11 protein-coding genes and 1 CRISPR repeat array are annotated in these 14,440 nt (G+C 41.7%); of the genes, 6 read left to right on the top strand and 5 right to left on the bottom strand.

All coding sequences use genetic code 11. The features are described from left to right. Window positions 1-48 precede the first annotated feature (48 nt). The 3 genes from H6G57_RS10045 to yvcK all read right to left on the bottom strand — a co-directional run bounded on the left by H6G57_RS10045 (window position 49) and on the right by yvcK (window position 2,559). A complete protein-coding gene (locus tag H6G57_RS10045) occupies window positions 49-519 on the bottom strand; it encodes a DUF2141 domain-containing protein (RefSeq protein WP_190518197.1) in 471 nt (156 codons plus the stop codon). Between the two features lie 96 nt (window positions 520-615). Further along, a complete protein-coding gene (gene tsaE, locus H6G57_RS10040; protein WP_190518195.1) occupies window positions 616-1,083 on the bottom strand; it encodes a tRNA (adenosine(37)-N6)-threonylcarbamoyltransferase complex ATPase subunit type 1 TsaE in 468 nt (155 codons plus the stop codon). A gap of 99 nt (window positions 1,084-1,182) precedes the next feature. Beyond that, entirely contained in the window at window positions 1,183-2,559 is a 1,377-nt protein-coding gene (gene yvcK / locus H6G57_RS10035) for a gluconeogenesis factor YvcK family protein (RefSeq protein ID WP_190518189.1), read from the bottom strand. A 226-nt stretch (window positions 2,560-2,785) separates the two neighbouring features. Here yvcK and H6G57_RS10030 point away from each other — a divergent pair, with 226 nt between their 5' ends. Beyond that, the gene (locus H6G57_RS10030) at window positions 2,786-3,658 is read left to right on the top strand and encodes an ABC transporter ATP-binding protein (protein ID WP_190518187.1); all 873 of its coding nucleotides are present in this window, start codon (window positions 2,786-2,788) and stop codon (window positions 3,656-3,658) included. Window positions 3,659-3,850: 192 nt separating this feature from the next. Here the strand turns inward: H6G57_RS10030 and H6G57_RS10025 are convergent, their stop codons facing one another. Continuing rightward, a complete protein-coding gene (locus tag H6G57_RS10025) occupies window positions 3,851-4,468 on the bottom strand; it encodes a PEP-CTERM sorting domain-containing protein (RefSeq protein WP_190518185.1) in 618 nt (205 codons plus the stop codon). 901 nt (window positions 4,469-5,369) lie between these two features. Here H6G57_RS10025 and H6G57_RS10020 point away from each other — a divergent pair. The 5 genes from H6G57_RS10020 to H6G57_RS10000 all read left to right on the top strand — a co-directional run bounded on the left by H6G57_RS10020 (window position 5,370) and on the right by H6G57_RS10000 (window position 11,523). Further along, complete coding sequence (locus H6G57_RS10020) at window positions 5,370-6,842, top strand: hypothetical protein (protein ID WP_190518179.1); 1,473 nt, start codon at window positions 5,370-5,372, stop codon at window positions 6,840-6,842. Next, window positions 6,842-9,040, top strand: a complete 2,199-nt coding sequence (locus H6G57_RS10015) for a type III-B CRISPR-associated protein Cas10/Cmr2 (RefSeq protein ID WP_190518177.1) — start codon at window positions 6,842-6,844, stop codon at window positions 9,038-9,040. The genes H6G57_RS10020 and H6G57_RS10015 overlap by 1 nt, the downstream gene beginning before the upstream one ends. A gap of 268 nt (window positions 9,041-9,308) precedes the next feature. Continuing rightward, window positions 9,309-10,289, top strand: coding sequence for a hypothetical protein (locus H6G57_RS10010; protein ID WP_190518175.1), 981 nt, complete (start codon window positions 9,309-9,311; stop codon window positions 10,287-10,289). 10 nt (window positions 10,290-10,299) lie between these two features. Beyond that, on the top strand, window positions 10,300-11,076 hold the full coding sequence (locus tag H6G57_RS10005) for an RAMP superfamily CRISPR-associated protein (protein WP_190518173.1): 777 nt from the start codon (window positions 10,300-10,302) through the stop codon (window positions 11,074-11,076). 12 nt (window positions 11,077-11,088) lie between these two features. After that, window positions 11,089-11,523 carry a hypothetical protein gene (locus tag H6G57_RS10000; RefSeq protein WP_190518171.1) on the top strand — a complete coding sequence of 145 codons (435 nt, stop codon included), beginning with the start codon at window positions 11,089-11,091 and terminating at the stop codon, window positions 11,521-11,523. Window positions 11,524-11,653: 130 nt separating this feature from the next. After that, a CRISPR array of direct repeats spans window positions 11,654-12,832; the repeat unit is 23 nt; unit sequence GTTTCAACACCTTTTCTTCCTAA. Window positions 12,833-12,850: 18 nt separating this feature from the next. Here H6G57_RS10000 and H6G57_RS09995 read toward each other — a convergent pair. After that, on the bottom strand, window positions 12,851-14,350 hold the full coding sequence (locus tag H6G57_RS09995; RefSeq protein WP_190518169.1) for an RAMP superfamily CRISPR-associated protein: 1,500 nt from the start codon (window positions 14,348-14,350) through the stop codon (window positions 12,851-12,853). Window positions 14,351-14,440 lie beyond the last annotated feature (90 nt).

Here is a 14,440-nt window from a genome sequence, read left to right as displayed (position 1 = left end):
CTGATTCTAATCATATCATATTAATCGGGATATAACCTAAATTCATCCTTAACCTCCAAATAAATACTGCAATTTAATATTAATATTAGTATTATCTCCTGCCACAACAACAGCCGCATCATTAAATTTTGGTGGCCCTGTGAGAATAGCGGGATTTTTAGAGAAACCAAATCCTTCGGTGGGAATTCCTAACCCATTACGGTTAGCTGTTTTGTCGTTATTCGCATCATGAAGAACCGCAATGGCATAACTACCCGGTTGTAAATTATCAAAGGTCATGACCACAGGAACTTGTGTAATACTGGTACAACGACTTTGAATCGCATCGTCTCCATTACTGGGAAAGCCTTTATTACTTGCAAATAAACTCACACAAACTTGTCCATTTTTATTTTTTAATCCGTCAATGCTGAGAGTAATTTTGCTTTTAGTTTGAGCTTGAACAGTTAGAGGAATGCTAACAGCACTCAAACACAGAAAAGCTGCGATAAATACTAAGGGTTTTACTGGGTGAATCATGGGGTTATTTGTGCAATCGGTTAGACTGGAATTCAATCTGTTTAAATTATCTTATAAGAAGTTAATTTTGTAAAGTTGTTTTGCGATCGCATTTTATTAATTAGTCCCCAACTTAGAACCCCAGTTAACATTATCCTGACCAACATTCAATAAAGTCGCAATCCGATCCCCTGTTTCTGTATAGGTTAATTCAATTTGTAGATAACTTTCGGGTTTATAAGGTAAACGATCGGCCCATTCAATGGCAACAATTCCCGGTTCTACTTCAATTCCTTCCCAATATTGCTCTAAATTCAAGTCTTCAATTTCTGAGGGGTCTAATCTATATAAGTCCAAATGGTAGAGAGGAATTCGCCCAGTTGTATATTCATTAATCAAGGTAAATGTCGGGCTTTCAATGGATTCAGAAATATCTAAACCTGCGGCTAAACCTTGAACAAAAGTAGTTTTTCCGGCTCCTAAATTTCCTTGTAATAAGAGTACACTATTTGCCGGGAGCGATCGCCCTAAATTTTTTCCGAGTTCACGGGTAGCTTCAGCGTTGGGTAGATAAAATTGAGTCATATTTTATGTTAATATTTTAGAGGGATTAAGCCCTGAAGGGCTTACTACGTTGTAGTGAGTCCTTTAGGACTCTCTAAGCCCTGAAGGGCTTACTACGGGTTAGTTTTTGTTATACCAGCGTAATAAGACTTGAGCTAAACGATAGGGATTATGACGTAAATATCCAGTCTTTTCGTTAACATCCATAATATTACTCATCACAATTCTTCGGCCTAATTGTTTAACAAGATCTCGATCTAATACAACCGGATGAGAATTTTCTTGAGCATAACGAATTAACGCTTGGGCTGGGGGAACTGTCCCTTGAAGTAACACCGCATCAAAGAGTTGATAACCGCAAGCTTTATCAATGGCTTTAATATGATCCGAAACACTGTAACCGTCCGTTTCTCCCGGCTGAGTCATAATATTACAAACATAAATCCGGGGAACATTTCGAGAAGCTACTGCTTCGGCAATTTCGGGTACTAATAAATTAGGAATCACACTGGTATATAAACTCCCTGGGCCGATAATAATAAAATCTGCCTCTAAAATCGCTTGTACGGCTTTGGGTAAGGCAGGAGGATTCGGGGGAATACAACCAATGGTAACAATTTTTCCCTTCGCTTCGGTAATACTAGATTCCCCATGAATGCGCCGACCATCGGCTAATTTTGCCCATAAATGAACATCAGTTAAAGTGGCGGGTAAAACTTGACCTCGAATGGCTAAAACTTTAGAACTGGCGGCAATTGCTTGTTCTAAATCTCCTTCAATTTCTGACATTGCCGTTAAGAATAAATTCCCAAAACTATGTCCGGTTAATCCATCTCCAGCCGTAAATCGATATTGAAATAATTCCGTTAATAATCGTTCTTCATCCGCTAAAGCTGCTAAACAATTGCGAATATCTCCCGGTGGTAAAACCCCCATTTCTCGACGTAATCGACCTGAAGAACCCCCATCATCAGCAACCGTAACAATAGCGGTAATATTAGCACTATATTCTTTCAATCCTCGCAATAAAGTCGATAACCCAGTTCCGCCTCCAATAGCTACAATTTTCGGCCCCCGTAATAAACGACGATGACTTAATAATCGATCAATTAATTGTTCATCTCCGGCCGGATGAAACGCTTCACTAATTGAATTTAAACTCCGGGTTTGACTCCACAGAATCAAAAGAATTCCCAAAGCAATCATCAATGGCCCTGAAATATAATTGGGAATAACAGTGGTAATCCATCCTAAGAAATTTTTCAGCAATTGTAGGATGTAATAAATTGGGGTCATTCCCGTCCAAATCGCTAACCCCAAACTGGTTACTAACACCCCGGTGGCACTAATTGCCATCCAGCGTTTTACAAATAGTCCGGGGGCTAACCATTTAAACCATTGGTTAATCATCCGAGGAGAACGAGAGTTGGAAAAACCCAGATAGAGTCTGAATTTCATCATCCTGCGAAGGGTGTGTTTGAATGAACCAGTTGGCATAGGTATAGATCTCAGATGGATATGCAGGGTTTGACGACCAATTTACAATACAGTATGGGAGGCTGGCCGTAAAATAACGACTAGAGTTGAACTTAACAAGGCTATTTTTCTATCTTATTCTGAGGATTCCCCCAAGGAAAAATCAAGGGGATGAGGGTTATCCCTTCAGGCTCAGAATAAGGGCATAGGGTGAAAGGTACAATGATGAGAAGGGTTTAGCGAAATCATGAAAGACAGTACAACCGGAAAAAGTCATCGAATTGAAGTTGAACCCAGGGATTTGAAAGATAACTTGGTCTTATCTAAACGATCAGAATCCTTAGAACCTTTAATTGAGTTAAAAGGAGTCAGTAAGGCTTTTGGTTCTCAAGTAATTTTAGAGCAGGTTGATTTAACGATTTATCGGGGAGAAGCGTTAGGAATTATTGGCCCTTCAGGAACAGGAAAATCAACGATTTTGCGAATAATTGCTGGACTTTTACCTCCTGATCAAGGGGAAGTTTATGTATTAGGAAAAAAACGAGAAGGATGGGTCGATGATATTACTGATCCGATTGGAATTGCAATGGTATTTCAACAGGCGGCTTTATTTGATTCTTTAACCGTTACGGAAAATATTGGTTTTTTACTCTATCAACATACAAAATTACCTCCTGGAAAAATTAAAGAATTAGTGAATGAAAAGTTAGAAATGGTAGGATTACCCAATATTGGCGATCGCTATCCCGCAGAACTGTCTGGAGGAATGCGAAAACGAGTTAGTTTTGCCCGTGCCATTATGCCCAATCCCGAAAATCCCAGGGAGACTCCAGAAGTTATTTTATATGACGAACCCACCGCAGGTTTAGATCCCATTGCATCAACCGTTATTGAAGATTTAATTCGAGATTTACAACATAGTGGAAAAGGATGTAGTACCTATGGAATTGTAACCCATCAAGATAGTACCATTCGACGCACGGCTGATCGAATTGTGTTTTTGTATCAAGGATTGGTTCAATGGCAAGGCACAATTCAAGAAGCCTACACAACGGATAGTGCAATTGTACAACAATTTTTTAGTGGGAGTATTGAAGGGCCGATTAAAGTTGCTCAATAGGATTAAGACCCTATGAATTTTAACTTGAATAATATTTTAACGAATCAGGTGCATTAGGTAGTTCTGCTTGCTAGAAATTCCCTAACAAAGCTTCCTCGCCTAACACACCTAATTTTTTATATTCCTAAGTTTGTAAGACTACACTATCCTGAATAAAAAATGAAATTATACTGGAGGTTAATACCCATGAAACTAGGATTTACGTTTCTTTAAAAGGGGGCTTCCTAGTCCAACTAAAGCCAATAAACCTAATGTTGTCGTGGGTTCAGGTACAGAAGCAGGTTGAAATTCTAAAGTCATTTTTGCGAAAGAGACAATCGCATCATCGCTATAGCCAGCTTCTAAGTTTCCCTGACCATTGTTAAAAGTTGTTGCAATCTTGTCAGCACTGAAAAAATCAAACAAATTGATTTCAACGGATTGCTGTTTGCCGTACTCAACTGAATTAAAATCTAAAAATTTATTAGCCTTTACAGAACCAATTCCTGTAATCCAGAAATCATCATTTTTAGAGTAAATAAACGGTGTTACGTCCAGATTGACTAAGGCTTTAGTTATTGTACTTTTAATAGAATCAACGCCAAAATTAAAATTCCACTCCGTAATTTCATCCTTTCCATCCCCTAATATTTTAGAATTGTTTGGTAGAAGGGTGAAATCTCCGTTTTGCAAAGAAGTCCCAAATGTCACTTCAGGGGTAGAACTTCCTACCACCTCATCCGAAATCAGGCTTGCTGCGAAAGCTTTACCTGGAATTAATGCAGATAAAACGAATGCAGTAGTTAAGGTAAACTTATTGAAATTATTCATTGCTGTAGCCTACTAAAGGGGAAAAAAAATCTACCATTAGATCAGTATTTTATTTAATCTAATGTGATTTGTTTGTTGTCTGAACACCATCCTAAATTGAAATTATGAGTAGGTGTTAACAAGTTTGAGGGTTTTACTAAATCTTTAATTTAGGCTGGCTCCAATAAAATATTAAATTAACTTATGGTTAAAATGATCTTTTAGCTTGAAATACAAATATCTAAAATTCTTTCTGATTCGTCAATTGAGGGGTTTTTAAAGTTAAAAAATATTCTCTATGTAGATTAAAAAAAATAGAATTCACTCTATCAAAAGGATGACTTTTTTTAAAATTTAGTTCAATAATTTGTTGCTGAATTCGATTGAATTTCAAAATTATATAAGTGAAGTTTATATAGTATAAACACGGATTAAATTAGGTCATATTTACAGAATTTTTATGAAACTATTCCTTTTGATCAGTAAATTCTCGGTTGTAAAGTACAGTCTGGTAACAATTATTGTTTAGTTTGTATATTTGATAAGGTTTAGTGGTGCGTGCGCTGTGCTTACGCACCCTACGGGTTAGGTTTTGTTTAATATATGGGGTAAATCAATTCCGACTTGATTATTGAAAATTTCCATATATCTTAAATCTCGTTCATCAAAACTCATCAAGCCATTGTTAATGTTATAAAAAAAAGAAATTAGCTTTTTTAAATATCAAGTATTAATTTTCTTCACAAAAATCTAATAGAGCAGGAATAGGAAAAGGCTTCACAGTCTGGGTTTGCTGAATCAGTCTTTGTCCTAACTCCCTTGGCGGTTGATATATTAATTAAAAGTAAAGAAACTTACAAACTCAACTCGATTAAGATTCAATTAAAATTTAAACAAGTCCTAAATTTCTTACTTAAGCGATATGAGAACGAATGTAGTTTTACAGATTTTGGGCAACAACGATGTGAGGGTGGATTCAAAGGAAGGAACCGAGCAACTCGGTGCTTGTTACTCTTTAGATGAGGTTCGAGAACAAGCAACCTACAATGACGAAGAATTTGGAGATAACTTAGATCGGATTGATTTTCCTTTAATTAGAAGCCTGTGGGAAAGTCGAGAACCTGATACTTTACTTCATTTTGTCATTCTTTTAACGAATCAGCAAGCTTGGATTGAATATCATCATATTTCGGGACAAGAATTGAGTGATTTAATTACGTCTGATGGATATTGGTGGCGAAATCTTTTACAAGCTTGGTGTCAAAAACAGGGAATTCCCCATGATTTAATGATTTTAGAGATTGATCCAAATTTAGATAATGGGGTTGCTAATTGGGATCAAATGGCAAAGTTTGTTGAACAACAATTAAATCCTAAATTTGCCTTTAATTCCCAGGGTATTGTTTTCGAGAATACCTCGGATAGTGTCAAGATTAATGCTCAGAAATTAATCATACAACATAGTAGTGGAACTCCGGCGTTAAGTAGTGCTTTATATTTATGGGGACTGGAACAACAGTTAGCGAAAAATCCGATTGAATTTGTCTATATGTCTCGCCAAGATTCTCAACCCTATTTTCATACGGGAACTCATTGGCAATGGCGGTTAAAAGTGCCCCAAATTGAACAGTTATTAGAAATTCAAGACTTTTCTGGGGTAAAAACTTTAATCCAAGATCATCCTGATAATACCTTAATTAATACACTCGGTCAATTAGATCGGGCTGTTTCTTTTAACTTATCGGCAAAACGCCAAAAGCTATCGGCTGAAGAGGATATTTTAGAACGAATTGCAATTGCGTTATGGAGTGAAAAAGCCTTTCGAGAAAGGGGTCAGTGGATGCAGTGGTATTTGAGAATTGCTGGAGCTTTTGAATTAGCGATCGCTTGTTTAGTTCAATATCAAGGCGGAAATGCTTATCACTGGGAAAGAGATCATAAAACTCAAAAACCAATTCTAAAATATCAAGAAAAGAATCAAAATTATATAGAATTCCGACTTGATATTTCCCCAACAATCAAAAATTTGCTCAGTGAGGGAACTGGTTACAATAGTTATCTGCAAAAAAACTACAAAACCACAAAAATTAATGATCCTGCTTGGAACAGTTTTAAAGACTTTTACTGTTTCAACTGGATTCGTCTTTCCGATCATAGCAAGAGTTTTCTCGAAATCAGAAATGAACTGTATCACAGCTTATTAGGGGATTTGATTGATCAAATTTTAGACGAAAAAACCAAACAATTAAAAGGAGTCAATCACGCCGACCATTCGGCTCAAATTGCGATTAATTGGTTGAACTATATTGTCAAATTAGCCAATCTTACAACCCCTATTAATAGCAAAATCAAAGGATTTGAACAACTCGTTAATGATGTTAAACGGAGTCTCTAATGGAATTACAAGACTGGCTGAAACAACAACAACAATATTATGCAGCTTTGCCCCCCGATCAACCCACCTTAGCAACCCATCCTAGCTGCGGTACTTGGCAAACTTCAGAATATTTAAAAAATCAATTTTGGTGGGGTGGTGGGGCTTCTGTGGAGGCCTGCGAACAAATTCAACAACACAGTGATCGCACCCTAACTCACATCGGCGTTTTAACCTTTGGCCCCGTGCAAAGCTTCCTGGCTGGAGGTCAACGTCTGCGGGACTGGGCCGTTGCGTCTTGGTTATGCCATTATCTCTGCGGGGTCGTTATTCACCACTGGGAGAAACAAGGGGGTAAGGTTTTAGTTCCCTTGCATCAGTCCTCTCCTTTACTGCAATGGTTAAACGGCGAAACTATTACCGATGAAAGCTTCTGGCAAGCTGAACTCCCTAATATTATTACCGGGTTATTTCCCGACGAGTCCCAATGGTGGGAAAACTGCCAAACCATTCTCAACAACGAATGGCAACGGTTTTTAACCGCCTTAGAAACCGCTTCCATCCGCCATAACCCTCGGTTAAACGGCTTGGGGTGGCAAGTTATTCGAGGGGATAACCTGAGTTTTTGGTCGGTTTATGGGGAGTCTACGCCGTTGCGGTCGGATCACGTTGTCGAAGATATCAAGCAGTTGCATCATTCCGTTGAGGGTCAAAAATTAGGCCGACAATGGCAAGGGAACTGGTGGGGAGGACGCACCAGTCCAAGTTCGGGAAGTTTATCGATCTGGCATCCCGGTTTGCAACCTGTGGAAGCGGGGGGAACTTGGGGACTACCGGATCAGGTATTAACCCAATGGTGGGAAGGGATAGCGGAAAAAAGCTCTTTAGCGGGGTTATTTTCCCAAAGCGATCGCTTGAATAGCCTGGAAATGGTGAAACGCTTGGCTTCCGTCCCTGAAATTATCATTCCCACCTTAACAACTTTATGGGGACAAGAACCCCCCCCATGTCCTTGGGATCAATTTCCCGATCGCACGGCGGCGGCGGCGGCTTGGGTGGCTGATGTTGTGGATGCGGAACACTGGAATACTGAAGTTGAAGCGCTGAGTGAATATTATCAGTCTGGATCGGTTTTTAAAGCTTGGGGTATTCCCCAAATGGATCGCCAGTCTCCTCCCTATGCTCATCCGAGAGTTTTAGAACGTCGCAATATTGATGCTGAGGAGGTGGAAGGTTGGGAAAATGATCTTCCCAAAGGTTGGGAAAGTCCGGTTGAATGGACAGTGGGATGGCGTGGGGATGGGGATAATATGGGGAAATGGCTATCCGGTGAACAATATCAAAAGCTGAAATTACCTTGGTCTAACTGGCATCCCAACGCCTCAACTATTGAACAATATCAACTGGGTTTTTCACCGCCTAATTTACCGGATGTGACCCGCCAGATGGAACTCCCCCATACCTTAGATCTATCGGTTTTGTTTGGATATTGGAACCGGGTGTTATACGACCTGACGGAAAATTACCACAACGGACGGGTAATTTTTGCGGGAGGGGATGACTTCTTATTATTAGGGCCGATAACCGATGCGATCGCTCTCACATCCCAACTCCATCACCTTTGGACGGGACAAGCAACCCCCCTAACTCAACCCCTTGATCCCCCTGTGGCGGGTTGGGTGTCTTATCAAAATCAAATTTATCCTATCCCTGGCCCCAATATGACCTTTAGTTTAGGGGTGGTTATTGCCCAACGGCGTATCCCGCAGTCGTTATGGCATCGGGGGTTAAATGAAGCCTACAAACAAGCCAAACATCTCGGTAAGGATCGGGTCTGTGTTCGGGTTTTGTTTAACAGTGGTCAAAGTTTGGACTGGGTTTGTCCTTGGGTGTTGTGGCATTTGTTAATGGCCGTTGAACCCATTCAGGAGGACAAAACCGATCTTAATTGTTGGGAAAAGTTGTTGTTTTATTTGGAGAGTACCCGCCTGGAAGAACATTCTCCCTTAACGGTTCGTTCCCTCATGGATACCCTGTGGGCGAGTGTGCATTTACCCCTAAGTTGGCAACAGATCGATATTCTCACCGCCGGAAAAACGAGAGCGTTTCAAACAGATCTCGGAAGTTGGCAATGGTGGAAAAACTGGATCGCCCTCCGGGGTTTCTTAGCGCGTCAACAGCGAGAACGAAATAACTGGCTTTCTCGTGTTCTGACCTAACCCCCCAACCGTGTCAACTTAACGCTTGATCTGCTCCCAAGTCCTAGATCCCCCCTAACCCCCCTTGGCAAGGGGGGAACAAGAGATCCAAGTCCCCCTTTTTAAGGGGGATTTAGGGGGATCTAATCTTGACTATAATCAGAGGTTTTCGGCTAAAGTTGACGGAATTTGGGTCATCCCCAACCTATTGCCTATTGCCTATTGCCTATTGCCTATTCCCCATTCGTAATTCGTAATTCGTAATTCGTAATTTAAAGGAGATTAACCTATGACCGGATGGTACAAAATAATTCCCACAGGCCCGATCACCATCGGCAACTTAACACCCGTCGGACAAAATAGCGGTCAAGTCGGTTGTCGTTGGCCCCCGAATGGGCATCAGTTGGCAGCTTGTTTGAATTTACCCAGTCAGAGTCAACTCTGGGGGCCGTTTTGGGAATATAACTCCTATCTTTATGTTCCCTTACCCTTGCCCGTTTATACCCTTGATCGCAATATCACTACCGGGAAGTTGCCCCGCAACCTGTATCGAATGCAGTGGACAAATACCGAACAATGGCAGGTGCAACCGGAACACCGAAGCCAGGAATTTGAGATGATCGGAGGTCAATATTTAATTCCGGGTAACACTTTACAGCAATTTTGGCAAGAGCAAAAGTGGATTTTTAAGTCGGATGCCGCCCCCGATAACCTGCTTCAGCCTTTACCTTGGGAGTCTCTCACCCTCAGCCATAACCGTCGCCAAGACTTTCAAGTCGTGGACGAGGGGGGATTTTTTGCTGAACAAACAACCTTAATGGCCCCCGGATGGTCGATTTTAGTCAAAATTATCGGCGACTATCAACCCCCCGACTGGGGAATATTGGGGGCGGGAACCCCCGTTACTATGAGCATCATTCAAGAAAAGAACAATTGGCAATGGTTAACGGCCTCCTGTCCCCAACCCCAGGGGGGAATTTTACTCACGGCGGCTTTGTGGCAACAACCCGGACGGAAAATTTCTGTCCCCAAACCCCCAGGGGTCAAGGGTTACGCGGCGGAAATGGGCATTCCTTGGCAGTCGTGGAAGAAGGTACGCGATCGCAAAGACCCTAACCGTCGGGTTTCGGTATTGACGCCGGGGGAATGGATGACGCCTGCGGGGGCGGTGTATTTATGGGAGGGAACGCCTCCCTTATCACAGTCGGGGCCCTATCCTGATGCCTTTCATCGGGACGCCTTGGGTTATGGACATTTATGGTTATTTTAAGGAGAGCATCATGAGTACAGAATGGTTAATTTGTCAAGAACCTGTGCATATTGGGGGCGCGGATAGTAGCAGCCGAGGGAATAATAACCCGATTTTTCGCCTCAGCGATCGCACTCCGGCTATTCCGGGGAGTTCCCTGCGGGGTGCTTTACGGGAACACGCGGAACACACCCACGCCAATTTTGTTAATCATTGGTTTGGGGGTCAGGATAACGCTATTTCCCCAGGGGCGATCGCATTAGGATGGGGCTGGCCCGTTTGGTGGCCCGTTCATGTGTTGGGTTATGGGAACTGGTGGGTGAGTTGTTTACAATGGTTAAATCGTTTTCAACAATTATCTCAACAGTCGCCTTTGAATTTAGATCGAAATAAGGTTTTGATCACGGATAATTCGTTAAATAATCAAACGGTTTATTTGCGGTGGTTGAAGTTAGAAAAGGTACAATATCGCAACCCGAATGAAGGGCAAAAATTGCCTGTTCCCAGTTCTATTCCCAGCGATCGCTTAATTATTGTTCCTGACACCAGTATTAATTTATTTGTTGATATGGGGTTAGTTCGTCAACCTCGTGTTAGTTTGCATGATGAACCGGACGATAAAGGCAATTTAGTTAAAAATTTGTTTGGGGTGGAAGGGTTTCCTCCGGGGGCGGTTTTTTTAACGTCTTGGACTACACGGGGTCAGGTTCAAAATGTCGAGGAATGGGAAAAGTTTCTCCATGATGAACATTATTTAGGCGGGTTATGGAGTGTGGGTTTTGGTCGAATTTTAATTGAAAAGATTTAAGGAGGAAATATCATGTCGGTAATATCCTATGAGTTAGATCGAGAGGTTTTTAGACTCTTAAATGGGGGGACAAATTCTCTGGGAGACTGGCAAGGCGCCGCCAGTGGAATTAGTGACTATGTGGCAAGTTGGGGCGTGGAACGGTTTTGGGCCATGTCTCGTTCTTCGGTGTTATTAGGAGGGGGTGTTCCCAATGCTGCGGGGGGTTCAGACGAACAACGCCGTTATTTTGCCTGGGGTGTGGCGCGAGTGGTGTTGTGTAATATTGTCGGATCTCATCTGAATATTAAGGCGGATATGACGACAGAACAATTTCAAGAACGGTTCAGAAGTTTGAATTTTAATCAGCAGGTTTTATTAACGGATTTGTTAATCGAAATTTCTGATACGATTCAATTCTGGACAATGCGAATTAAGGACGCGAAGGAATCTAAATCGCTTGTTTAATTTAGGTTTAATTAAAATAATTAAGAGGCAAAGTTGAGTAACTATTGCCTCTTTTTTTATGCTTTGACTTTAACAAAAGTCGCTACTTTCTAGTTTATGCAGCACAGTTCACGAAGCAAGTAGATGCACAGTTTCAACACCTTTTCTTCCTAACAGAAGTCGCTACGCCGTTGGGCCATGGGCGGCTAAGACGGCTATGGCTTGTATGTTTCAACACCTTTTCTTCCTAATGAAAGTCGCTTCAATATTTCGACATAGCACCCTTCATCGCTGCGGCTTTGTTTCAACACCTTTTCTTCCTAATAGAAGTCGCTACTTTGTTTGCTGACACAGGTGGGGAATTACCAGAAACTTAGTTTCAACACCTTTTCTTCCTACTAGAAGTCGCTACAGCTTTTATCTCGCCCAAGAGGAACTGCGGGAGCGTTCTTGGGAGTTTCAACACCTTTTCTTCCTAATAGAAGTCGCTACAAACCCATCAGACTTTTAGGGTTGAATATAAAGCCGTCAAGTTTCAACACCTTTTCTTCCTAATAGAAGTCGCTACGATGCACACCCAGCTAAATACATTGAAGCAATTCAGTTTCAACACCTTTTCTTCCTAATGGAAGTCGTTACTTGCTGTTGCAGTCGGCCCCTGGGCTGAGAAAACTGCGTTTCAACACCTTTTCTTCCTAATAGAAGTCGCTACCATCTCTGGAAGTAAACATTGGACTAACCTATGTTGAAATCGAGTTTCAACACCTTTTCTTACTAATAGGAGTCGCTACCGATCAATTTTGGATGCCTGACCTCAAAATCAGCGCATCGTCGTTTCAACACCTTTTCTTCCTAATGGAAGTCGCTACTTGCTAGTTGAAGCTAAGGGACTCCCAACCCCTGACTTTAAAAGGTTTCAACACCTTTTTTTCCTAACAGAAATCGTTACGTGCAAATCCATGCAGCGCGATAAACGGGTGACGGCGACAAGTTTCAAAACCTTTTCTTCCTAACAGAAGTCGCTACCGCAACTTTGCATTAGGTCGTTCAGGTCAATGGGCGTTTCAACACCTTTTCTTCCTAATGGAAGTCGCTACTGGGAGCATGGTTGCAAACTGGGCTACGTCCTCCAATACGGGTTTCAACACCTTTTCTTCCTAATAGAAGTCGCTACAAGCTATGACTATGGCTTGGGCCACTCTCCCTGCCGTCAGGTTTCAACACCTTTTCTTCCTAATAGAAGTCGCTACAGAACAGCAAAAGGTGCACCCACCTACAACCCAGCAGCAGCTATGTTTCAACACCTTTTCTTCCTAACAGAAGTCGTTACTTACCCTGCTTTCAACACTTAACCATAAATTTTTCTAAACTCCAAGTTCGGTAAACTTTTCTCCACATTCGGATCAAAAACCGTCACCAAACAAAAATCCGAATGTTCCCGCACCCCATACCCCGAAGGTCGGTTATTAGAACTCCCGCACCAAACCGGACGGTTAGCCGCCTTAGTGCTACACACCCCATGTACCAACCCTTCCCAGGCGTCCGCTTCCCCCCGCCAAATACTGCAAATGCGTCCCGGTTGCGGCGTTTTAGTCGGTTGAAACCCCCAAACTTTCGCCAGTTGACGCACCTGCTGATCAATACTGTGGCTAAGTTGCTTTAAATAAGAAGCGGGATCACTCGTAAACCCAGAGTCCGACGCCAACTGTGTCACCGTAAATTCACTTCCGCGAAACCCACCAAAACGCTCTAAACGATGGGGAGGACGTCGCCAACCGGGGCCAACTCCCCCCAAACGACTCGCTAAATTTAATAAATCTCCCACTAATTGATGATATTCCGAGTTACAATCCACATTAATAATCCAAGTTTCATGGGCAGTTTTAGCTGGAATATTAGCATAACCATCTCCGGCGCTAATTCTAGGAATTTGATACAGATAACTTGTTAACCGCAATTTCGCTAAAGTTCCCAACCCTCCAAACAATTTTTCTGTTAAAAGTTCGGCCTGTTTCCGGGGTAAAAAATCCAAAGCAAAACGGATAAAATAACCCCTTAAAGTCGCTCGTAAAACTTGCGGGCTCCAGCGATATTGTCCGGTTTGTTCTCTATTATGCGATCGCACACAAGGTTTCATTCCCGTTAAATGCAATTCCCATTTTCCCGTCGGAATACTGGTCGCTAACCGTCCAAAACCCGAAGCCGTCCCCCGTCCTATTCCTCGACGTTCTAACATTTCCTTGAGACGAATTTCTAACCAAGTTTTTTCCGCAGGTTTAGGGGGATTTTTTAATAAAACTTGTAAGCGAAAGCGATCAGGATTTGGATGGGGAGGTTTAGGAGAAACTTGCCATTGTAAACTCAATTTATTACTTTTTTGATCAAAAATTTGCCATTCCTGTTGAGCATACAGAGGAAAAGCTTTTAAATCTTTCAATAAAATACTTTCAAACCGAATTTTTAGAGGTTGCCAACCGTTTAAATCGGGTTCTAAAAGAGTTAACCAAAATTGTTGTTCTTCGTTGGGAATTTCTGACCAAATCGTTCTAATATATTTTAACATAGAACCCCGCACACTGGAACCGGGAATATAGGGAACGCCGCCAATTTGTGCAGGTAAAATTCCGCCTTCTGGAAAACTCCCTCCCCCGACTTGAATGGGACTAAGAATCTGTAATCTATCTAATTTTACCGTAAAATTTTTACCCGCCTCTCGGTAAATTGTTCCATTCCAAGCGTCTCGGACTTCGGGTATATCCACTTGATTTGCTTTCGGTGTCCAACCCTTTTTTTGTTCCTCGTCAAGCTCGTACCATTTGGGTAATTCCGTCGGTAAAGATGATGGCATAATATTAACCTCAAATTGCCATATTTTTTATTATATAGTGCTATAGCCAAAATTAGATCCCCCTAAATCCCCCTTAAAAAGGGGGACTTT

Origin of the sequence: Planktothrix sp. FACHB-1365, from assembly GCF_014697575.1 — a bacterium.
GTDB lineage: Bacteria > Cyanobacteriota > Cyanobacteriia > Cyanobacteriales > Microcoleaceae > Planktothrix.
Note: the sequence above shows the minus strand (reverse complement) of the source record. Positions and strands in the feature narration are given on the sequence as shown.